19 protein-coding genes are annotated in these 20,446 nt (G+C 64.8%); 6 read left to right on the forward strand and 13 right to left on the reverse strand.

What is annotated here, in order from left to right; genetic code table 11:
• Nucleotides 1-6: 6 nt before the first annotated feature.
• The 3 genes from HYH07_RS19000 to HYH07_RS19010 all read right to left on the reverse strand — a co-directional run bounded on the left by HYH07_RS19000 (nt 7) and on the right by HYH07_RS19010 (nt 2,619).
• Complete coding sequence (locus tag HYH07_RS19000) at nt 7-561, reverse strand: hypothetical protein (RefSeq protein WP_220003920.1); 555 nt, start codon at nt 559-561, stop codon at nt 7-9.
• A gap of 190 nt (nt 562-751) precedes the next feature.
• A complete protein-coding gene (locus HYH07_RS19005) occupies nt 752-961 on the reverse strand; it encodes a hypothetical protein (protein ID WP_008137787.1) in 210 nt (69 codons plus the stop codon).
• A 23-nt stretch (nt 962-984) separates the two neighbouring features.
• Nucleotides 985-2,619 carry an isocitrate lyase gene (locus HYH07_RS19010; protein ID WP_220003921.1) on the reverse strand — a complete coding sequence of 545 codons (1,635 nt, stop codon included), beginning with the start codon at nt 2,617-2,619 and terminating at the stop codon, nt 985-987.
• 233 nt (nt 2,620-2,852) lie between these two features.
• Here HYH07_RS19010 and HYH07_RS19015 point away from each other — a divergent pair, with 233 nt between their 5' ends.
• Nucleotides 2,853-4,298: a short-chain fatty acyl-CoA regulator family protein gene (locus HYH07_RS19015; RefSeq protein WP_057757041.1), complete on the forward strand. Its 1,446-nt coding sequence runs from the start codon at nt 2,853-2,855 to the stop codon at nt 4,296-4,298.
• Between the two features lie 143 nt (nt 4,299-4,441).
• On the opposite strand, the gene HYH07_RS19020 is transcribed toward HYH07_RS19015, so the two are convergent.
• A complete protein-coding gene (locus HYH07_RS19020; RefSeq protein WP_220003922.1) occupies nt 4,442-4,735 on the reverse strand; it encodes an antibiotic biosynthesis monooxygenase in 294 nt (97 codons plus the stop codon).
• A 227-nt stretch (nt 4,736-4,962) separates the two neighbouring features.
• Between HYH07_RS19020 and HYH07_RS19025 the strand changes: the two genes are divergently transcribed.
• Nucleotides 4,963-5,775: a hypothetical protein gene (locus HYH07_RS19025; RefSeq protein WP_220003923.1), complete on the forward strand. Its 813-nt coding sequence runs from the start codon at nt 4,963-4,965 to the stop codon at nt 5,773-5,775.
• Between the two features lie 178 nt (nt 5,776-5,953).
• Nucleotides 5,954-6,322: a hypothetical protein gene (locus HYH07_RS19030; RefSeq protein ID WP_220003924.1), complete on the forward strand. Its 369-nt coding sequence runs from the start codon at nt 5,954-5,956 to the stop codon at nt 6,320-6,322.
• Nucleotides 6,323-6,331: 9 nt separating this feature from the next.
• Here the strand turns inward: HYH07_RS19030 and HYH07_RS19035 are convergent, their stop codons facing one another.
• Together HYH07_RS19035 and htpX are read right to left on the reverse strand one after the other, a co-directional pair.
• Entirely contained in the window at nt 6,332-6,973 is a 642-nt protein-coding gene (locus tag HYH07_RS19035; RefSeq protein WP_220003925.1) for a tetratricopeptide repeat protein, read from the reverse strand.
• A 257-nt stretch (nt 6,974-7,230) separates the two neighbouring features.
• Nucleotides 7,231-8,163, reverse strand: a complete 933-nt coding sequence (gene htpX, locus HYH07_RS19040) for a zinc metalloprotease HtpX (RefSeq protein WP_220003926.1) — start codon at nt 8,161-8,163, stop codon at nt 7,231-7,233.
• A gap of 286 nt (nt 8,164-8,449) precedes the next feature.
• Here htpX and HYH07_RS19045 point away from each other — a divergent pair, with 286 nt between their 5' ends.
• From HYH07_RS19045 to HYH07_RS19055, 3 genes are all read left to right on the forward strand, one after another.
• Nucleotides 8,450-9,751, forward strand: coding sequence for a lytic murein transglycosylase (locus HYH07_RS19045; RefSeq protein ID WP_220003927.1), 1,302 nt, complete (start codon nt 8,450-8,452; stop codon nt 9,749-9,751).
• A gap of 269 nt (nt 9,752-10,020) precedes the next feature.
• Nucleotides 10,021-10,524: a DUF1993 family protein gene (locus HYH07_RS19050; RefSeq protein ID WP_220003928.1), complete on the forward strand. Its 504-nt coding sequence runs from the start codon at nt 10,021-10,023 to the stop codon at nt 10,522-10,524.
• Between the two features lie 177 nt (nt 10,525-10,701).
• Nucleotides 10,702-11,802, forward strand: a complete 1,101-nt coding sequence (locus HYH07_RS19055; protein ID WP_220003929.1) for an alkene reductase — start codon at nt 10,702-10,704, stop codon at nt 11,800-11,802.
• Between the two features lie 78 nt (nt 11,803-11,880).
• On the opposite strand, the gene HYH07_RS19060 is transcribed toward HYH07_RS19055, so the two are convergent.
• The 7 genes from HYH07_RS19060 to HYH07_RS19090 all read right to left on the reverse strand — a co-directional run bounded on the left by HYH07_RS19060 (nt 11,881) and on the right by HYH07_RS19090 (nt 20,437).
• Nucleotides 11,881-13,446 (reverse strand): aldehyde dehydrogenase family protein, encoded by a 1,566-nt coding sequence (locus HYH07_RS19060; protein ID WP_220003930.1) that lies wholly within the window; start codon nt 13,444-13,446, stop codon nt 11,881-11,883.
• A gap of 29 nt (nt 13,447-13,475) precedes the next feature.
• Nucleotides 13,476-14,633: an alpha-hydroxy acid oxidase gene (locus HYH07_RS19065; RefSeq protein ID WP_220003931.1), complete on the reverse strand. Its 1,158-nt coding sequence runs from the start codon at nt 14,631-14,633 to the stop codon at nt 13,476-13,478.
• Between the two features lie 7 nt (nt 14,634-14,640).
• Nucleotides 14,641-15,444: an IclR family transcriptional regulator gene (locus HYH07_RS19070; protein WP_271599742.1), complete on the reverse strand. Its 804-nt coding sequence runs from the start codon at nt 15,442-15,444 to the stop codon at nt 14,641-14,643.
• 90 nt (nt 15,445-15,534) lie between these two features.
• On the reverse strand, nt 15,535-16,440 hold the full coding sequence (gene dapA, locus HYH07_RS19075; RefSeq protein ID WP_220004023.1) for a 4-hydroxy-tetrahydrodipicolinate synthase: 906 nt from the start codon (nt 16,438-16,440) through the stop codon (nt 15,535-15,537).
• Between the two features lie 33 nt (nt 16,441-16,473).
• Complete coding sequence (locus HYH07_RS19080; protein WP_220004024.1) at nt 16,474-18,231, reverse strand: ABC transporter permease subunit; 1,758 nt, start codon at nt 18,229-18,231, stop codon at nt 16,474-16,476.
• 11 nt (nt 18,232-18,242) lie between these two features.
• Nucleotides 18,243-19,331, reverse strand: coding sequence for an ABC transporter ATP-binding protein (locus HYH07_RS19085; protein ID WP_220003933.1), 1,089 nt, complete (start codon nt 19,329-19,331; stop codon nt 18,243-18,245).
• A 26-nt stretch (nt 19,332-19,357) separates the two neighbouring features.
• Nucleotides 19,358-20,437: an ABC transporter substrate-binding protein gene (locus HYH07_RS19090; protein ID WP_220003934.1), complete on the reverse strand. Its 1,080-nt coding sequence runs from the start codon at nt 20,435-20,437 to the stop codon at nt 19,358-19,360.
• Between the last annotated feature and the right edge of the window lie 9 nt (nt 20,438-20,446).

The raw sequence follows: 20,446 nt of genomic DNA on the forward strand, positions 1-20,446 counted from the left end.
GGAAGATCACCAGCTCCGCAACGCCGCGAGCACGGCGACACCGAACAGCGCGGCGGCCCCGAGGATGAAGCCGAACAGGAACGGCCAGAGGCGCGAGCGGCGCGGCGGCTCCGCCACTTCCTCCTTGGGCTCCGGCGGCACCACCATCGCATGTTCGCGCTCGATCATGCGGCGGGCGACGTAGTCGGTCACGGCGTCCACGATCACGGCGGTGTCGTGCGATTCGGCGAGCACGATGCGGCCGAAGCGGGTGTCCTGGACGAAGCGGTACTGCCGCTTGTCGCGCCCCATCATGATATGGGCGACGACGTCGATCCAGAGTCTCGGCGTATCACCCTGGCTGATGCCGCGGTCGAACAGATCGATCCTGTCGGGTATCTGGGCGAACAGGGGATCGAGCGCGTCGTTGAGGATCTCGAGCCGGGCCACTTCGGCGTCCCTGAGATCGACGACCACCCCGGTCCGGTCGGCAGCCTCGATCCGTGCGCGGAGCAGCGCATCGCGCAGCCGCACCGGGCGCGGCTGGCCGGGATTGATACCGCTGGTCTCGGGCTCTGACATTGTCGTCCCTGTCCTCAACTCTCCCCGTTAACCTATCAGCAACCAGCTCCCCCGCAAAGGGCCCATTATTCCAGATACTTACGGTGCCCACAGGCCGCTGATATGTGCCAAAAACAGACGATCCCATCCGGCTTGCGCCGGATGGGACCCTCCGTCCTTGGACGTCTTCTTGAGACTTGTCAGCTGGCCATCAGGCCGAGACCCGCGACGGCTCTTCCACGATCGAGAAGCGGACGCCGGCCTTGTGGCGGTTCTCTTCCGAAACCGAGCGCCAGGCGTCTTCGGCTTCCTTGCGCGTCTTGAACGGGCCCTGCACCTGGGCCGAGCCCTCGACCAGCTTGTGGAAGTTCATCGAGCCGAACTCGCCGCCGATCACCCAGAAATTGCTGCCTTTGGTCATTGTCAGTCTCCTGTCGAGGTGCGTTAGCCGAACTGGTTCATGGTGTTGTGGGCGCCGCCCGCCTTCAGGGCCGCTTCGCCCGCGAAGTATTCCTTGTGGTCGTCGCCGATGTCGGAGCCGGCCATGTTCTGGTGCTTGGCGCAGGCGATGCCCTGACGGATCTCCTGGCGCTGCACGTTCTTGACGTAGCCGAGCATGCCCTGCTCGCCGAAATACTCGCGTGCGAGGTTGTCGGTGGACAGCGCGGCCGTGTGATAGGTCGGCAGCGTGATCAGGTGGTGGAAGATGCCGGCGCGCTTGGCCGAATCCGCCTGGAAGGTGCGGATGCGCTCGTCGGCTTCGAGGGCCAGTGGCGTATCGTCATATTCCGGCTTCATCAGCTCGGCGCGGCTGTACTTGCTGACATCCTTGCCGGCTTCCTTCCACGCGTCATAGACCTGCTGACGGAAGTTGATGGTCCAGTTGAACGACGGCGAGTTGTTGTAGGCGAGCTTGGCGTTCGGGATGACCTTGCGGATGCGGTCGACCATCTTCGCGATCTGCTCGATATGCGGCTTCTCGGTCTCGATCCAGAGCAGGTCCGCCCCGTTCTGCAGCGAGGTGATGCTATCGAGCACGCAGCGGTCCTCGCCCGTGCCGGGACGGAACTGGTAGAGGTTCGAGGGCAGCCGCTTCGGACGCATCAGCTTGCCGTCGCGGTTGATGATGACGTCGCCGTTCTTGGCGTTCTCCGCCGTGATTTCCTCGCAATCGAGGAAGCTGTTGTACTGGTCGCCGATGTCGCCCGGCTTGTGGCTGACCGCGATCTGCTGCGTCAGGCCGGCGCCGAGCGAGTCGGTGCGGGTGACGATGATGCCGTCTTCGACGCCGAGCTCGAGGAAAGCGTGGCGACAGGCGCGGATCTTGGCGATGAACACCTCGTGCGGCACGGTGACCTTGCCGTCCTGGTGGCCGCACTGCTTCTCGTCCGAGACCTGGTTCTCGATCTGCAGCGCGCAGGCGCCCGCTTCGATCATCTTCTTGGCGAGCAGATAGGTCGCCTCGGCGTTGCCGAAGCCGGCGTCGATGTCGGCGATGATGGGGACGACATGGGTCTGGAAGGCGTCGATCTTCGCGATCAGCTCCTTCTCGCGCGCGGTGTCGCCTTCCTTGCGCGCCTTGTCGAGGCTGCGGAAGATGTCGTTGAGCTCGCGGGCATCCGCCTGGCGAAGGAAGGTGTAGAGCTCCTCGATCAGCGCCGGCACCGAGGTCTTCTCGTGCATCGACTGGTCGGGCAGCGGGCCGAACTCGGAGCGCAGCGCCGCGATCATCCAGCCGGACAGGTACAGATATTTGCGGTCGGTCCTGCCGCCGAAGTGCTTCTTGATCGAGATCAGCTTCTGCTGGGCGATGAAGCCGTGCCAGCAGCCCAGCGACTGGGTGTACTTGGTCGGATCGTTGTCATAGGCCGCCATGTCGGCCCGCATCAGCGCCGCGGTGTAGCGGGCGATGTCGAGGCCGGTCTTGAAACGGTTCTGCAGGCGCATGCGCGCGACCGCCTCGGCCGTCACCCCGTTCCAGGTCGGCTGGGTCTTGAGGAGCGCCTGGGCCGCCTCGATCTCGCTCTGATACGAGGCCGGGCCCTGAAGGGTGCTGACGCCGCGGGGCTGGTAGTTCATGTGCCTTATCCTTCTCGACGGATGACGAAGCGAAGTGCTTCGTCATCGACATTTTTGACAATGCATTGCGAAATGCGTGTCACGAGATAAACGCGAGAAAGAGAAGTTCGTATAGAGCCCTTGTATTCGAATGGTGATGTCATGTAACATCGGAACATGTAATATATGTTATTTTGTAAATTTTGTAAATTATAGGTCAGAATAACTGACCTTGATGCGTCTGGAGGCCTGAAATGCCCGCCGAGTCAGGGAAAAAGCTTTTCGTCGGTCCGCGCTTCCGGCGGATCCGGCAGCAATTGGGGCTGTCGCAGACCCAGATCGCCGAGGGGCTCGGCATCTCGCCGAGCTATGTCAATCTGATCGAGCGGAACCAGCGCCCTGTGACGGCGCAGATCCTGCTGCGGCTGGCCGAGACCTATGACCTCGATCTGCGCGATCTCGCCACCGCCGATGAGGACCGCTTCTTCGCCGAGCTGAACGAGATCTTCTCCGATCCGCTGTTCCGCCAAATCGACGTGCCCAAGCAGGAGCTGCGCGACCTCGCCGAGCTCTGTCCCGGCGTCACCCATGCGCTGCAACGCCTCTACGCGGCCTATACCGAGGCGCGCCAGGGCGAGACGCTGGCGGCCGCGCAAATGGCCGACCGCGACGTCGGCACCCGCTATGAGGCCAATCCGGTCGAGCGCGTGCGCGAGCTGATCGAGGCCAACCGCAATTATTTCCCGGAGCTGGAGCAGGCCGCGGAGACGCTTCGCGATGAGCTGGACGTGCCGGCCGAAGGGCTTTACGCCGCGCTTGCCGCGCGGCTGCGCGAAAAGCATTCGATCCAGACCCGGATCATGCCTGTCGACGTGATGCGCGAGACGCTGCGGCGCTTCGACCGCCACCGCCGCCAGCTGCTGATCTCGGAGCTGGTCGATCCGCCCGGCCGCGCCTTCCAGCTCGCTTTCCAGCTGGGCTTAGGCGAATGCGCGCAAGCCCTGGAGACCATCATCGGCCGCGCCGGCCCGCTCGACGATGCGCCGCGGCGGCTGTTCCGCATCACGCTCGGCAATTACTTTGCCGCCGCCGTGATGATGCCCTACCCGGCCTTCCTCGCCGCCGCCGAGGCGCTGAACTACGACATCCACGTACTGGCGCAGCGCTTCAATTCCGGCTTTGAGCAGGTCTGCCATCGCCTGACCACGCTGCAGCGGCCGAATGCGCGCGGCATTCCGTTCTTCCTCTTGCGCGTCGACAATGCCGGCAACGTCTCCAAGCGCTTTTCCTCCGGCACATTCCCGTTCTCGAAATTCGGCGGCACCTGTCCGCTGTGGAACGTGCACTCGACCTTCGACACGCCGGATCGCCTGCTCAAGCAGGTGATCGAGCTCTCCGACGGCACGCGCTATTTCTCGATCGCGCAGATGGTGCGCCGCCCCGTCGCGCCGCACCCGCTGCCGCAGCCGCGCTTCGCCATCGGCCTCGGTTGCGAGATTCGCCACGCCGCGCGCCTGACCTATGCCGCCGGCATGGACCTGGAGAAGACGGAAGGCACGCCGATCGGCGTCAACTGCCGGCTCTGCGAGCGCGAAAATTGCGCCCAGCGCGCCGAGCCGCCGATCACCCGCACGCTGATTTTGGATGAGACGACGCGGCGGGTGAGTTCGTTCGCGTTCTCGAATGCAAGGGAGTTGTGACCTCCCACCTCGGTCATGCCCCGCGACGGCGGGGCATCCAGTACGCCGCGGCCTGTCGACTCTATCGCTGCTGTCACGGAGTACTGGATCGCCCGGTCAAGCCGGGCGATGACAGCGGAGAGTGTGGCGCGAGCCTCGCGCCCTCACGCCAGCGTATGCACGATCACCGGCCCCGCAGCGGCGCTGGCGTGCCCGGCCAGCAACGAGCCCAGATCCTTCTCGATCCAGGCGATGGCGCGCCTGTTCGCCTCCTCGGCCTGCTCGAACTTGTCGAAGATCGAGATCGCAGTCACCGTGTCGTCGCCGGCATAGACCACGTAATAGGCCCTGAAGCCGTCGACGTCGCTGATGATCGGAACGGCACCGTCCTTGATGCGGCGCGCCAGCTCCTCGGCGCTTCCGCTCCTGGCCTTGGCCTGACGGATGGCGGCATACATGGCATCCTCCCTTCCGGCTACTGATGAGGGGCTTGGGGCCCGTTCGCATGTTACGCCGAAGCGCGCGGCCGATCTACAGCTTGGTTAACCCTGCCCTAACGTGCGCCCGCGATCTGCAACCAAGGATTAAGCACGCCTCAACATCGCTGCCCTAGTCTCCCCCCACTCACTTTTCGCAAACAACGGCAGCCTATCCTGCCGCGTGAGGTGACATCAGGGGGTTCATCATGCGCATTGCGTTGCTGCTGACCGCGACCATTGTCGGCGCGCTCTTTGCCAATCCGTCCAACGCCGGCCCGCTCGACGCCGCGTCAGCCGATGCCGCGAAATCGCTGCCGCCGGGCTTCCAAAGCTACCGCGGCTACATGTTCGACGTGTCGGAGGCGTCCGATCGCAAGGACCTCGACAAGCTCACCGAGAATCTGAAGCAGCAGATCGACGTCGTCGAGGCCGCCGGCCTGTCGCCGCGCGTGATGCGTTTCTTCCACACCGTTCCGATCATCGCGAGCGAGCTGGCCTGCCTCGACGAAGGCGCCGCGACCGCCTGCTACGGCCGGGTCACGCCGGACATCCAGCGCACCACTCCCCGCACCCTGACGGTGTGGGACCATGACAAGCAGCGCTGGACCAATCCGAATGCCGTCGACCTCGCGGTCGATTCCGGTCTCGGCGTGATCATGATCCGGCCGGACATGATGCGTTACGAGAAGGAGGCCGTGCTGCTGCACGAAATGCTGCACGCCTATCACGCACGGCTCTTGCCCGACGGCTACGCCAACAAGGGCGTGATCAGCTATTACGCCTACGCCAAGTCCAAGGATCTCCTGCCCAAGGAGGCCTACGCGATGAAGAATCACATGGAATTCTTCGCGGTGACCGCGAGCATTTTCCTGGCGGGAAAGAGCGATTACCAGGATCCCAAGACCCGCGAGGCGCTCAAGGAGAAGATGCCGGACTATTACAAATATCTGATCGGCGTGTTCGGCTTCGACCCGGACCCGGCAGCGGCCTCGAGCGGACCGGTCGCCTCGCTGAAGTGAGTTCGCACTGGCGCTGCGAGCGCCAACCTGATGCCAAAAAGCCGCGCGACATGCGCGGCTTTTTTCGTTTTGTAAGGCCGGAAGCTGCGGATGACGCGCGGGCGGCAATTGCCAAGGCGGGGGCTGATCTGCATAGTCCCGCCGCATCGATTGGACTGTTTCGAAGAGGATAGAAGACATGGCGGACGCCGACCTGGATGTCGTGATCCGGCAACTGGCCAGACAGCTGCAGACGGGCCTGATGACCCGCGCCAAGGAGCGGCGGGATCGCTTCAGCGGCCTCGCGGCCAAGGCCAAGAGCCAGGAGACCGGCGCCCGCTTCAAGATGATGGCCAAGGCCACCATGGAGCAGGCCACCGCCGCCGCGCGGCGCCTCCAGATGTCCGCCGACAACGTCGCCGACAGCTACGCCCGCGCGATGCGGCTCGCCGCCAGCACGCCCGTCGAGGTGAAGTCGGAAAAGCCGGCCAAGGACAAGCCAGCAAAGGACAAGCCCGCGAAGAAGGTCAAGAAGGCGAAGGCGGCAAAAGCCAAGAAGGCGAAGTAGCCGGCGCTTTCACCGTCGCGGTGTGGAGACCTTGGTCGGCTCGGAATTGGTGAGCTCGGCGAGCTTGGCGCGCGCGGCGTCATGGGCCCGGCTGTCCTTGCCGGAAGGTAGCGCAAGGGCGGCTTCGAAATCGGCGCGGGCCTCAATGGCCTGGCCGCGGGCGAGGAATGCGAGGCCACGGTCGATGCGGGCTTGCGCATCGCGGGGGTCGAGACGCACCGCCGTGCTGTAGCTGAGAATGGCGCGATCGAGATCGCCCTTGGCGATGAGCGCAAGGCCGCGCTCGCGATAGGGCGCCGCTGGCTTTGGATCAAGCGCGATCGCCTGGTCATAATCGGTGATCGCAAGCTCCGGCTCGCCGTTCTGCCGGTACGCCTGCGCGCGGTCGCGGTAGAGCGAGGCGCGGTTGGGATTGAGCTGGATAGCCTCATTGAAATCGGCGATCGCCCGGGCGTTGTCGCCGTGGCGGAGCGCGATCCGCCCGCGCCCCTCATAGGCGAAGGCGATCAGGGAGCCGCGCAAGGGCGAAAAGCCAATCACGGCCGAGCAGATGTCGGGCTCGTCCTCGTCGCCGCAATTCACGACCGTATGCACGGACAGGCCGATGGCCAAGCCCAGCACGATCAACAATGGCACGGCAACTCTGGTCATCTTTGGCGGTGACCGACAGGCCGGTCACACATCCCCTTTCCAAGGAACACGCTGGGTGAGGTGTTAACACCCCCCGGGAGGGCCCTCTGTGCGCCAGATCACAATGGCAGCATAATGCATGGCCGCGCCAGGTGTCGTCCTGCCCGCCTGCCGTTCCCTGGGCCAGATCGCGACAGGTGCCGGCAATGCGACGTTGCATCAGAAATTTCCCGCTCGAATTGCAGCGCGATCAGAATACGACGGCGCTACGCGCGAGCTCATCCCCACGGCCCGCGCGAGGACGAGCGGCCCCAAGGGCCGTGCGGCGGATAGTTCTCGTTGGCGCCGACCGCGGGCATCGCATGCGTGCCGAGCTCGGCCGCGAGCTGCCGGAGCGCCGCGATGCGGTTCTGCGTCGAGGGATGGGTGGCGAAGAGGTTGTCGACGCCGTGGCCCGAGAGCGGGTTGATGATGAACATATGCGCGGTCGCAGGATTGCGCTCGGCATCATAATTCGGCACCTGATGCGCGGTGCTCTCGATCTTGAGCAGCGCCGAGGCGAGCCACATCGGTTGCCCGGCGATCCGCGCGCCGAGATTGTCGGCGGCATATTCGCGGGTGCGGCTGATCGCCATCTGCACCAGCATGGCCCCGAGCGGCGCGAGGATCATCATCAGGATCGAACCGACGATGCCGGGACCGTTGTTGTCGCGATGGCCGCGGAAGAACATGCCGAACTGCGCCAGCATCGAGATCGCGCCCGCAATGGTCGCGGTGATGGTCATCAGCAGCGTGTCGTGATGCTTGATATGCGCAAGCTCGTGCGCGATCACGCCGGCGAGCTCCTCGCGGCTGAGCTGGCGCACCAGGCCGGCGGTGACGGCCACGGCCGCGTTCTCGGGATTGCGTCCGGTCGCGAACGCATTGGGTTGCGCCTCGTCCATCAGGAACACGCGCGGCATCGGCAAGCCCGCACGGCCCGCCAGCTCGGCGACGAGGCCGACCAGCTCCGGCGCGCTATTTCGGTCGACCTCATGGGCGCCGTACATCGAGAGCACCATGCGGTCGGAGTTCCAATAGGTGAAGAGATTGGTCGCGGCCGCGATCACAAGCGCGATCATGGCGCCCGAGGCGCCGCCGATCAGATAGCCCACGCCCATGAACAGGGCGGTCAGGCCCGCGAGAAGCATCGCTGTACGCAGATAGTTCATGGCTCGTCTCCAGCGCCGGCGATGGCCGCCAAGGGCACTGCGGGCCGGCAGACATCAGGTAGGGACGACCCCTGCTAAGGCGCAAGGTTTCAGGGTGCGTCGCGGAGCCGCGGCACTGGCTCGACTATGCATTGTCATTGCCGGCCTCCCGAAGGGCGAGCCCGGAATCCCGAGATTCCGGGTTCGATGCTGCGCATCGCCCCGGAATGACGAGGGGATGGTTTGCGGACGATCATTCCATTAAACTTCGTCAAGAATCCAAGCGTCCCCCCCTTTCGGAAACCTCATGCTCCTGACCCGATTTGCGATCGCGGCCGTTATCCTCGCCGTGTTCTCCGTTCCCGCCTCCGCCCAGTTCGTGCCGCCGCCCGCAAAGCTCGCGGCACCGAAGGCAACCGCGCCGTCGCCACGTGCCGCCTCGTGCCACAACGGAGCGAGCTTCGATCGCTTCCTCGCCGAGGTGAAACAGCAGGCGGTCGCGGCGGGCGTGTCGCAACGAACGATATCGGAGGCGTCGCCCTACCTCGTCTACGACCAGGGCATCGTCAATCGCGACCGCGGCCAGCGCGTGTTCGGCCAGCTCTTCACCGAATTCGCCGGCCGCATGGCCGCGCCCTATCGCATGCAGAACGGCCAGCAGCACATCAGGCAGCACGCGGCAGCGTTTGCGCGCGCCGAGAAGGAGTACGGCGTGCCGCCGGCGGTGATCGCCGCGTTCTGGGGCCTGGAGAGCGACTTCGGCGCCAATATGGGCAATCTGCCGACGCTGAAATCGCTGGTGTCACTCGCCTATGACTGCCGGCGCTCGGAGATGTTCGTGAACGAGACCATCGCCGCGCTGAAGATCATTGATCGCGGCGATCTCACGCCCGACGAGATGATCGGCTCCTGGGCCGGCGAGCTCGGCCAGACGCAATTCCTGCCGACACACTACGTCAACTACGCCGTCGACTATGACGGCGACGGACGGCGCGACCTCTTGCGCAGTGAGGCCGACGTGATCGGCTCGACCGCAAACTATATCGCCAACGGCTTGAAGTGGCGGCGCGGGGAGCCGTGGCTGGAAGAGATCAAGGTGCCGCAGAACCTGCCGTGGGATCAGACTGATCTCAGCGTGCAGCTGCCGCGCTCGAAATGGGCGCAGTTCGGCGTCACCTATCCCGACGGCCGGCCACTGCCGAACGACAATCTTCCGGCCTCCGTGCTGCTGCCGATGGGACGCTTTGGTCCGGCCTTCATGGCCTACGCAAATTTCGCGGCCTATACCGAATGGAATAACTCGCTGATCTATTCGACCACCGCCGGCTATCTCGCCTCGCGCATCGCGGGTGCAGCGCCGATGCGCAAGCCGGCGACGCCGGTCGCACAATTGCCGTTCAACGAGCTCAAGCAATTGCAGCAGCTGCTGGTCCAGGCGGGCTTCAATGTCGGCAAGATCGACGGCGTTCTCGGCCAGCAGAGCCGCGCAGCCGTGAAGGCGATGCAGATCAAATACGGCCTGCCCGCCGATTCCTGGCCGACCGCGGAGCTGCTGGCCCGCATGCGCGGCGGCACGGCACAAGCGCAGCCCGCGAGCACGGTGCGGTAGCGGCCACATCTGCTGTCATGCCCGGCGAAAGCGGGGGATCCAGTACTCCGCAGCGTCTCGGCTCTATCACAGCCGCCGCGGCGTACTGGATCGCCCGGTCAAAGCCGGGCGATGACAGCGAGGGTGTGGCGCCGACGAGACCGAAATTCGGGAGCCGTAGAATTTTCGCACCGCACAAGCGGTTTTCGCGATTGTATTATTCCATGAGGCTCCCATGTGAGTGGCTCAGGTTTTCCGCCTGAGATTCCCACCATTAAAGCGAGCATCACATGTCCTTCTATGACGCCGTCGTTCCCGCCTATTTGCAAATGCTGAACAGCTTGATCGGCCTGCTCACCAAGGCCGAGGCACATTGCGCGGCCAAGAAGATCGACCCGAGCGTCATGCTCGGCTCGCGCCTCTTCCCGGACATGCTGCCGCTGTCAAAGCAGATCCAGCTCGCCAGCGATTTCGCCGCCAAGGGCTGCGCCCGGCTGACCCATAGCGAGCTGCCCTCGATGCCCGACACGGAAAAAACCTTCGAGGAGCTGAAGCAGCGGCTCGCGAAGACGATCGACTATGTGAAATCGTTCAAGCCGGAGCAGTTCGAGGGCGCCGAGGCCAAGGACGTGACCTTCCCGGCGGGCCCGGACCGGACCATGACGCTCAAGGGCCAGCAGTTCTTCAGCGCCGTCTCGCTGCCGAACTTCTATTTCCACGCCACGACCGCTCACGGCATCATGCGCCACAACGGCGTCGAGATCGGTAAACGCGATTTCCTCGGCGCCAACTGATTGCTGGATCGACCACCGCGTAGCGGAATTCCGCTGCCGTGGCCGAAATTGCACACGAAATATGCTGCGCGGAGCCTGCCGCGCAGCTCGCCTGCACTTTCCGTATGGCTCGTCTCTTGCGCCCGATGTCGCAATGCACAAGTGTTCCAGACCCCTTAACCTCTGGAATCATCCTCAATGAGCCGCTCGACCAAATTGTTTGAGACCTACAAGCTCGGCCCGATCACGCTGGCCAACCGCCTCGTGATGGCGCCGCTGACGCGCAACCGGGCCGCGCCCGGCAGCTTCGTCCCTTCCCCGCTCGCCGCCGAGTATTACGGCCAACGCGCTTCCGCAGGCCTGCTGATCACCGAAGCGAGCCAGGTCTCGCAGCAGGGCCAGGGCTATCAGGACACCCCCGGCATCTACTCGAAGGACCAGGTCGCCGGCTGGCGCAAGGTCACCGACAAGGTGCATGAGCGCGGCGGCAAGATCTTCATCCAGCTCTGGCATGTCGGCCGCATCTCGCATGTCGATCTCCAGGCCGGTGGCGTAGCGCCGGTGGCGCCGAGCGCGATCCGCGCCAAGGGCAAGACCTTCGTGAACGGCACCTTCGCCGACGTCTCCGAGCCCCGCGCGCTCGAACTCTCCGAAATTCCAGGCATTATCGACGATTTCAAGCGCGCTGCGAAGAACGCGCTGGAGGCCGGTTTCGACGGCGTCGAGATTCACGGCGCCAACGGCTATCTGCTCGAGCAGTTCGCCAAGGACGGCGCCAACAAGCGTACCGATGCCTATGGCGGCTCAATCGAGAACCGTGCCAGGCTGATGCTTGAGGTCTCCAAGGCCGTCGCGGCCGAGGCCGGCGCCGACCGCACCGGCATCCGCATCTCGCCGGTGACGCCCGCCAACGACATCTCGGATTCCAACCCGCAGGCGCTGTATGACCATATCGTCGACGGACTCAGCGCCTTGAAGCTCGTCTATCTCCACGTCGTGGAAGGTGCCACCGGCGGTCCGCGCGACGTCGCCCCGTTCGACTATGCAAGCATCCGCAAGCGCTTCGCCGGTGCCTATGTCGCCAATAACGGCTACGATTTCGATCTCGCCACCAAGGTTCTGGACGCGAACGCGGCCGATCTCATCGCCTTCGGCAAGCCCTTCATCTCCAACCCCGACCTGGTCGAGCGGCTGAAGCAGGGCGCAGCGCTGAACGATTGGGACAAGAACACCTTCTATGGCGGCGGCGCCAAGGGCTACACGGACTATCCGACGCTGGCGGCCGAGCCGGCGGAGTAGGTTCCCACGCGAACGCTGTCATGCCCCGCCTGGTGCGCAATTGCGCACGGGGACGGGGCATGACAGTACGCCGCGTCCTCACACCACGTCGAACTTGACGCCTTGAGCCAGCGGGAGCGTGCGGCCGTAATTGATGGTGTTGGTCGCCCGCCGCATATAGGTCTTCCAGGCGTCGGATCCGGACTCGCGTCCGCCGCCGGTCTCCTTCTCGCCGCCGAAGGCGCCTCCGATCTCCGCGCCGGATGGGCCGATATTGACGTTGGCAATGCCGCAGTCAGAGCCACGCGCCGACAAGAATGTTTCCGCTTCGCGCAGATCATTGGTGAAGATGGACGACGACAGCCCCTGCGGAACGGCATTGTGCAACTCGAGCACGGCATCGAAATCGCGATATTTCATCACGTAGAGGATCGGCGCAAAGGTCTCGTGCTTCACCGGTCCGGTCTGCGTCGCGATCTCGACCAGCGCCGGGCGGACATAGTAAGCGTCGGCCGCCCCTTCGATGGCGATGCGCTCGCCACCTTGGACTTGACCTCCGGCAGCGCTCGCAGCCTCGAGCGCACTCTGCATCGCGCGATAGGCCGCGCCGTCGATCAGCGGACCGACCAGGTTACCGCCTTGCAGCGGAGAGCCGACGGTGACGGACGCATAGGCCTGCTTCAGTCGCGGCACAAAGCTGTCATAGATGCTCTCGTGGACGAACAGGCGGCGCAACGTCGTGCAGCGCTGTCCCGCCGTTCCCATCGCAGCAAAGGCAACGCCGCGCAGGGTGAGATCGAGGTCGGCCGTCGGCGCGACGATCGCGGCGTTGTTGCCGCCGAGTTCGAGCAGCGCCCGGGCGAACCGGCTGGCGAGCCGCGGACCGACCGCGCGTCCCATCGCCGTGGACCCGGTTGCCGAGACCAGAGGCACCTTCGCATGGTCGACGAGCACCTCGCCGATCTCGCGGCCGCCGAACAGCACTGCCGCAAGCCCCTGCGGCGCATCCCCGCCAGCTTCGTTGAAGCGTTTGACCGCACGCCCAAACAGGGCGTGTGTCGCAAGCGCGGTGAGCGGTGTTTTCTCGGACGGCTTCCAGACGAGGCTGTTGCCGCACACCAGCGCCAGGGCTGCGTTCCAGGCCCACACGGCGACCGGAAAATTGAACGCAGAGATGATGCCGGTGACGCCAAGCGGATGCCAGCTTTCCATCATGCGATGCTCGCCACGCTCGGTTGCGATCGTCAGGCCGTAGAGCTGCCGCGACAGGCCGACCGCGAAATCGCAGATGTCGATCATTTCCTGAACCTCGCCAAGACCCTCGGAGACGATCTTGCCGACCTCGATCGACACCAGCCGGCCCAAAGCCTCCTTGCTGGCGCGGAGCTCCTCGCCGAACAGCCGCACGAGCTCCCCTCGCTTGGGTGGCGGCACCAGCCGCCAGCCGAGATACGCCGCGTGCGCCTGCTCGATCGCGCCGGCAGCTTCGGCTGCGCCGATCTCCGCGACGCGGCCAATGATCCCGCCAGTGATCGGCGTACGAACGAGGATGCTGCCCTCCGTATAGTCGGAGCGCTTGACGCCGAGTTCGGCGAGAAGCCTGTCGACTTCGCCGGCAAGATCGGCATTGGCGGTATGCGTCTGCGGTGCTGATTTGACGGACATGGCGGCTTTCCAAAATGTTGGAGTTGATCTTAGTTCGGTTGCTCGCTCGTGCGCCCATTCCGCAAGGCCGGAACGCAATGCGCTCCCAGGAAAGCCATCGCGGTATCCATCTCGCGCAGGGCCATGCGCAGGACGGCTTCGGCGCCTGCCTCTCCCCCGGCCGCAAGTCCCCACAGCGGCAAGCGACCGAGAAGCACGGCTTCCGCGCCGAGCGCAAGATATTTGAGGACGTCGGTGCCGCGCCGGACGCCGCTGTCGGCCAGAATCGTCAGACGTCCCTTCACGGCAGCCACAATCGCCGGAATGCAGTCCGCGGGAGGCGGCAGACAATCGAGATTGCGCCCGCCATGAACCGAGACCACGATGCCGTCGGCACCGATCTCGACCGCCTTTTCAGCATCGTCCACCGCGAGCACGCCCTTGATGGTGAGTTTACCCGGCCAGATCTCGCGCAGCCAGCGCATATCGTCCCAGCTCAGGTGCGGTTCGATCCGGACCGACTCGGCGATGTCAGCGCGGGTGATGGCGGTGCGAAATGCATCCGGATAGTGGCCATAGGTCGGCACACCCTCGCCCATGAGATAGCGCGCGAGAACCCCGAACAGCCAACCGGGATGCAGTGCCACGTCGATCATGCTGCGCAGCCGCAGCTTGAAGGGAATGCCGAAACCGTTGCGTTCATTATACTCCCGGTTCGGCGAGACCGGCGTATCGACGGTGACGAGCAGGTTGTCGCAGCCACAGGCACTCGCACGCTCCAGGAGCCGCGCGGTCAAGGCGCGATCGCGCCAGACATAGAGCTGGAACCAGAGCAGGGCATCCGGCGCGCCGCGCCGGATCGCCTCGACTGATGTCACCGATTGCGTCGAGATGCAGACGGGAATGCCGATGCGCGAGGCCGCGCGGGCAAGCTTCGTCTCCCCGTCATGCGAAACAAGACCGGCGAGCGCCGTCGGCGCGACAATGAGGGGCGCAGCGATCCTCCGGCCGAACAACACCGTGTGGAGATCGCTTCTGTCGCGCCCCGTCAGGACCGCTGGCAGCAAGGTAATGGCGTCGAGCGAGTCACGCAGGCGCGCGAGCGCGGTTTCGTCCTCGGAGCCGCGATCGATATACTCGAACAGCCCGCGCGGGAGAAATTGTCGCGCGCGGCTGCGATAGTCGCTGGCATTGAGGAGCATCGGCATCGGCGTTTCAGGCCGCGTAGCGTTTGAACTTGGACTTGGAGATCGAGGTTGCGGCGACGTGAACGTGCTGAACGAGCTCGGCCTCGACACGCTCCGTGGTCCAGCGCGTCGTGGGCACCGAGATGTTGACCGCAGCGATAGGCCGCCCGTGCTCGTCGATGATCGGCGCCGCAACGGAAATGTCGCCCATGACGCTTTGGTTGATCTGGATCGAATAGCCGCGTTTGGCGGCCAGGTGCACCTGCTCTGCGAGCTTGACAGGATCCGTAATTGTGTAAGGCGTGAGCGGCTCAAGCCGCGTACGCTTCAAGAGATCCTGTTGCTCTGCTTCAGGAAGGGCCGCCAGGATGGCTATGCCGGAAGCCGTGAAGTAGGCCGGAAGCCGGCTTCCGATCACGAAATCGATATGGATCAGGTGCTGCCCGGGAAAGCGCGCCACGAACACGACCTCGTGGCCGTCGAGCTCATGCAGGTTGCAGGTCTCGCCAAGATTGCGGCTCATGTCGAGCAGATAGGGCGAGGCCTTGTCGACGAGTTCGTTGGCCTTGAGATAGCTATGGGAGAACTGCAGGACCTTCGAGGTGAGGCCATAGTTCCGCGTGCCCTCGATGCGCTTGAGATAGCCGAGGGTCTCGAGCGTGTAGACCAGGCGCTGGGTGGCGCTGCGGTCGAGATTGGCGGCGCGCGCGATGTCAGCAAGTGTCATGTAACGCTGCGGCCCGTCGAAGGCATGCAGGACCTGGAACGCCTTTTCGGTCGAGCCGACGAACAAGGACGAGCGCGGCTCGTCGGCCTTGTCCGTCGTCTTCACGCTGGTTTTCCCGCTCGCCTTGACGGCCTCCTTTGCCTTTACAGGCCGGCCGCCGCTCGCGCGGCTGCTATGCGCCATGCTGCCACCCTCTCATGCGATACCCTCCGAGATCGCCAGCTGCCGGCCGAGCTCGGCGCGCAAGGAGGCGACCAGCGCCGGCGCCGGCTGCACCAGCGGCGCCAGCATGCGCGGCGCCTCGACGCCGACCATGTCCATCACCGCCTTCATCGGTCCCGGATTGGTCTCGGCGAACGCCATGTTCATCAGTGGGATCAGGCGGCGATGCAGGCTCAACGCCTCCGCTGTCTTGCCCGCCGTCGCCGTCTCGAAGATCTGACGCCAGGCGCGCGGCAACAGGCACGCGGTGACGATGATGCCGCCCTTCGCGCCCGCTGCGAGATGCAACGGAAACAGGCTGTCCTCACCGCTCAGCACCGCAAAGCTCTCGTCGACGCCGGCCACGACCTGAAGGAAATGGTACATGTCGAGATTGCAGGCCTTCATGCCGATGATGTTGGGATGCCTGGAGAGCTCGTGCAGGATCTTGGGCTCGATCGCGATCCGGGTGCGATAGGGAATCTCGTAGATCAGGATAGGCACCGGCGAGGCATCGGCATAGCGCAGGAAATAGTCGCGAACGCCCGCCTGAGTCGGATTGGTATAATATGGCGTGAGAACCAGCAGGCCGTCCACGCCCTCGGCTGCGAATTCGCGGCCGGCCTGCAAGGCATCGTGGAAGCCGGTGTCGAGCACGCCGGCGATGACCGGGCCCTTGCCCGCCATCGCCTTCACCGACAGGCCAGCCATCTTGATCCGCTCGGATCTGGCCAGCGCGCCATATTCGCCCGTGCCGCCGAGCGGCACCACGCCGTCGATGCCCTGCTTGTTGAGCCAGGTGAACATGGAAGAGACCGCGCCGGCATCGATGGTGTCGTCGGCCTTGACCGGGGTCGGAATGGCCGGAAACAGGCCGCGGAGACTGATGGCAGTGAGCATCACTTTAGAACCTCTGGTTGGACGGCGGCGCTTCTATCTCGCGGCGGCGCGCCGGCGCAGGCGTTCGGCGACGAAGATGAGAAGCCCCATGAAAACGAACAGACAGGTCGAGACGGCGGCGATCACAGGCGAGACCTGAAGCGTCACCTCGTCCCAGAACTGTTTGGGCAGCGTCGCATTGAGGCCGCCGGTGGCAAACAGCGCGATGGTGAGCTCGTCGAACGAGGTCGCAAACGCAAACAGGAAGGACGACATCATGCCTGCAGCGAGGATCGGGAACGTGACGTAGCGCAGCGTCCCAAGCGGACGCGCCCCGAGGCTCTGCGCGGCCTGATCCAGCCGCGTGTCGTAATTGCGCAGCACCGCCATCATGGTGATGACCACGTAGGGCACCGCGACGACGGTGTGGCCGAGAACGAGGCCGACGGCGCTGCCGACGAGGCCGATGCGCGCGAACACGTAGAACAGGCCGACCGCGATGATCATCCGCGGCACCACGATCGGTGACAGGATGAAGGCGAGCCACGCCGCCTTGCCGCTGATGTCGCTGCGCACCAGCAGGAACGCGGCTGGCGTGCCGATCAGCATGGCGAGCAGCCCCGTGCCGATGCCGACCAGCAGCGAGCGCAGCATGGCCTGGGTCCAGACGGGCGAGCTCAATACCGTCTCGTACCAATGCAGGGTAAAGCCCTGTGGGGGCCAATTGAGGCCGCCATTGCCGAACGATAGCGGGATCATCAGAATCGTCGGCGCGCTGATGATGAGCAGCATGGTCCAGACGAAGGCCTGCAAGCCCATGCCGGCCTCATCGGGATTGCGGTCGCGGCGGCGCGAGGACAGCACCAGAATGATGCGGTCGGAAATCGCGCCGAGCAGCGTGAGCAGCGCATCGCCTGCCCGCACGACCGGGCCCGACAGGCGCGACGGCTTGGCATTGCGCGGCGCCGATGCGCCGGTCATGGTCGACAGGCCGAGCAGCCGGTCATAGGCGGCAAAGACGATGAGGACGACGACCAGCAGCAGCACCGAGATCGCACCGGCAAAGCCCCAGTTCATGGTCTGCTGCACCTGGTCGATGATGAGCTGCGTGATCATGGTCTCGCGGCGCCCGCCGAGCAGCGCAGGCACGATGAAGAAGCCGATCGCGGTGACGAACACCATGATCCCGGCAGCGGCCACGCCGGGCAGCGACAGCGGAAAATAGATCTTCCAGAACGCCATGCCCGGACGCGCCCCGAGCGTGGCGGCGGCGCGCGGCAAATTGCGGTCGATGTTCTCCATCACCGAGAGCATGGTCAGCACCGCGAGCGGCAGCAGCGCGTTGACCATGCCGACCAGGACGCTGCCGAAATTATAGAGCAGGCTCGCGGGACTCGAGATGATGCCGAGCCAGAGCAGGAGCTTGTTGATGACGCCGTTGCGGCCGAGCAGCACGATCCAGGCGAAGGCGCGAACCAGAAAGCTGGTCCAGAACGACAGCAGCACCCAGAACAGCAGCGTCGCCTTGCGCTCCTTGCCGACGGCCGAGATCAGATAGGCGATCGGATATCCGGTGACGACGCAGACCAGCGTCGTCACCAGCGAGATCTTCAGGGTGATCAGGAGAACATCGAGATAGACCGACGAAGCAAACAGCTGGCGATATTGCGCGAGCGTGAAGCCATTGTCGCCATAGACGCTGAGCAGCAGCAGCTGGCCGACGGGATAGACCAGGAACAGCACGAGCAGCAGCACCAGCGGCGCGCCCATCGCGGCCCGCGTCCAGGCCAGCCTCTGCGATATCGCGCGCATGGTGGCCAAGCTCAGATCCCCTTCCCCTCATGGATCGCGACGGCATCCGCCGCATGCCATCCGAGTGACAGGCGTTGGCCGATCTCGTAGGGCGGAGAGCCGCTGCGGGTCGGATGCGCGGCCACGAGCTGGGGCAGGCCCGCAGCCTCCGGCGCGATGTAGAGCCGCGTCAGACTGCCGCTGATCATCACGTCGGTGAGACGTCCGGACAGCTGGCCACCCTCGCCCACCACGAGGTTCTGCGGGCGCACCATGACCTTGATAGGTTCGCCGGCGGCGAAACGCGAGCCATTGCCGACCGCACGCGAGGCCGCAAGCTGCTCGGCGAGGACGATGTCGAGCCCCTCGCCGTCGACGCCACGCACGGTGGCGCTGAGCAGGTTGGACTCGCCGAGGAAGTCGGCGACGAACAGCGAGCGCGGCCGGAAGTAAAGATCCTGCGGCGTACCGAGCTGCTCGATCGCACCCGCATTCATCAGGCAGATGCGATCCGACATGGTCATCGCCTCTTCCTGGTCGTGGGTGACATAGACGATCGTGGTGCCGAGCTCGCGATGGATGCGCTTGATCTCGAGCTGCATCTGGTCGCGCAGCTTCTTGTCGAGCGCCCCGAGCGGCTCGTCCATCAGGATGATCGCAGGGCGATAGACGATGCAGCGCGCCAGCGCGATACGCTGCTGCTGGCCGCCGGACAGCTCGCGCGGATAGCGCTTTGCGACGTGCGGGAGGCGTACCGTCTCCAGCGCCTCGCCAGCGCGCCGGCGTGCTTCCGCATCCGACACCTTTCGCATCTTCAGCGGAAACGCGATGTTGTCCTCGATCGTCATGTGAGGAAACAGAGCGTAGTTCTGGAACACGACGCCGATGTCGCGGTCATAGGCCGGGCTATGCGTGACGTCGGCATCGTCGATCAGGATCTGTCCCTCGTCGGGCTGGGCGAGCCCGGCGATCAGGCTGAGCAGCGTGGTCTTGCCTGATCCCGACGGGCCGAGCAGGGTGAGGAATTCACCCTTGGCGACGTCGAGGCTGGTCGGCGCCAGGGCTACGAAATCGCCGTAGCGCTTGCAGAGCTCACGAATGCACAGGCTCGACGAGATCACGGGCCGCTCCGATCCGTTTGACCCGATCAAGCCAGGATCCAGCTGTTGAAGCGCTCGATGACGGCGGCCTGGTTGTCGAGCCAGTACTTGGCGTTGATCTTCAGCCCGGCCTTGATGTTATCAGGGTAGGTCGGGCAGTTCTTCGCGACCTCCGGCTTCACGTAGTTGAAAGCCTCCGGCTGCGTCAGGCCAGCCGGGAAATATTCGACCAGCGCCGCCTGCCGCTTCGGATCGGAGGCGAACTTGATGAAGTCGCGGCAGGCATCGGCATTGGGCGTGCCTGACAGGATCGACCAATTGTCGCCGCCCCAGATGCCCTGATTCCAGACGATCTCGACCGGCGCGCCGGCTGCTTGCGCGGCCTGGGGACGCGACACCCAGGTCGGCAGCAGATCGATCTCGCCCGAGGTCAGCATCTGCTCGACCTGCGCGCCGCTGGTCCACCACACCGCGACCTGCGACTTGATCTTGTCGAGCGAGGCAAAGGCCTTGTCGAGATCGCAGGGGTAGACCTGCGCAGTGGGCACGCCCGCCCCCATCAGCGCCTGCTCGATCGTGTCGAACGGATGCTTGCGCACCGCGCGGCGCCCCGGAAACTCCGCCACGTTCCAGAAATCAGCCCAGGACTGCGGCGCCTTGCGTCCTTTGAAGGCATCCGTGCGGTAGGCCAGCACAGTGGTGTAGACGTTGGTGGCGACGCCGTAGGGCGAAGCAAATTCAGCCGGGATCGACTTGACGACCGGCTCGGATTCGAGACCGTGCTTCTCCAGATATTGCTTGCCGCCGCTGGTCAGGATCTCGATCGCGGGCCAGGAGATCTTGGCCATGTCCCAGGTGTAGTTCTTGGTATCGACCATGGTCTTGATCTGCGCGACCGGCTCGGCATTGGCCTGCACGCCGACGACCTCGATGCCGGTCGCTTCGGTGAACGGACGGTAGAACACCGCACCGTAGGCCTTGGTGTAGATGCCGCCATCGTCGCGCACGACGATGCGCTTGCCAGCGGCGCGCGACGGCGACCAGACTGAGGGCGCGGCCAGCGCGACGGCTCCGGCGCCAAGCAGCAGACGACGGCGGGAAGTAATGAGCTTCGATGCGCTGGTCATGTCAGTCCC

Origin of the sequence: Bradyrhizobium sp. BR 10261, assembly GCF_019455395.1 — a bacterium.
In the GTDB taxonomy this organism is placed as follows: domain Bacteria; phylum Pseudomonadota; class Alphaproteobacteria; order Rhizobiales; family Xanthobacteraceae; genus Bradyrhizobium; species Bradyrhizobium manausense.

Coding starts and splice junctions, on each gene's coding strand:
- HYH07_RS19000 (WP_220003920.1), bottom strand. CDS start 561: ATGTCAGAGCCCGAGACCAGCGGTATCAATCCCGGCCAGCCGCGCCCG.
- HYH07_RS19005 (WP_008137787.1), bottom strand. CDS start 961: ATGACCAAAGGCAGCAATTTCTGGGTGATCGGCGGCGAGTTCGGCTCG.
- HYH07_RS19010 (WP_220003921.1), bottom strand. CDS start 2,619: ATGAACTACCAGCCCCGCGGCGTCAGCACCCTTCAGGGCCCGGCCTCG.
- HYH07_RS19015 (WP_057757041.1), top strand. CDS start 2,853: ATGCCCGCCGAGTCAGGGAAAAAGCTTTTCGTCGGTCCGCGCTTCCGG.
- HYH07_RS19020 (WP_220003922.1), bottom strand. CDS start 4,735: ATGTATGCCGCCATCCGTCAGGCCAAGGCCAGGAGCGGAAGCGCCGAG.
- HYH07_RS19025 (WP_220003923.1), top strand. CDS start 4,963: ATGCGCATTGCGTTGCTGCTGACCGCGACCATTGTCGGCGCGCTCTTT.
- HYH07_RS19030 (WP_220003924.1), top strand. CDS start 5,954: ATGGCGGACGCCGACCTGGATGTCGTGATCCGGCAACTGGCCAGACAG.
- HYH07_RS19035 (WP_220003925.1), bottom strand. CDS start 6,973: ATGACCAGAGTTGCCGTGCCATTGTTGATCGTGCTGGGCTTGGCCATC.
- htpX (WP_220003926.1), bottom strand. CDS start 8,163: ATGAACTATCTGCGTACAGCGATGCTTCTCGCGGGCCTGACCGCCCTG.
- HYH07_RS19045 (WP_220003927.1), top strand. CDS start 8,450: ATGCTCCTGACCCGATTTGCGATCGCGGCCGTTATCCTCGCCGTGTTC.
- HYH07_RS19050 (WP_220003928.1), top strand. CDS start 10,021: ATGTCCTTCTATGACGCCGTCGTTCCCGCCTATTTGCAAATGCTGAAC.
- HYH07_RS19055 (WP_220003929.1), top strand. CDS start 10,702: ATGAGCCGCTCGACCAAATTGTTTGAGACCTACAAGCTCGGCCCGATC.
- HYH07_RS19060 (WP_220003930.1), bottom strand. CDS start 13,446: ATGTCCGTCAAATCAGCACCGCAGACGCATACCGCCAATGCCGATCTT.
- HYH07_RS19065 (WP_220003931.1), bottom strand. CDS start 14,633: ATGCCGATGCTCCTCAATGCCAGCGACTATCGCAGCCGCGCGCGACAA.
- dapA (WP_220004023.1), bottom strand. CDS start 16,440: ATGCTCACTGCCATCAGTCTCCGCGGCCTGTTTCCGGCCATTCCGACC.
- HYH07_RS19080 (WP_220004024.1), bottom strand. CDS start 18,231: ATGCGCGCGATATCGCAGAGGCTGGCCTGGACGCGGGCCGCGATGGGC.
- HYH07_RS19090 (WP_220003934.1), bottom strand. CDS start 20,437: ATGACCAGCGCATCGAAGCTCATTACTTCCCGCCGTCGTCTGCTGCTT.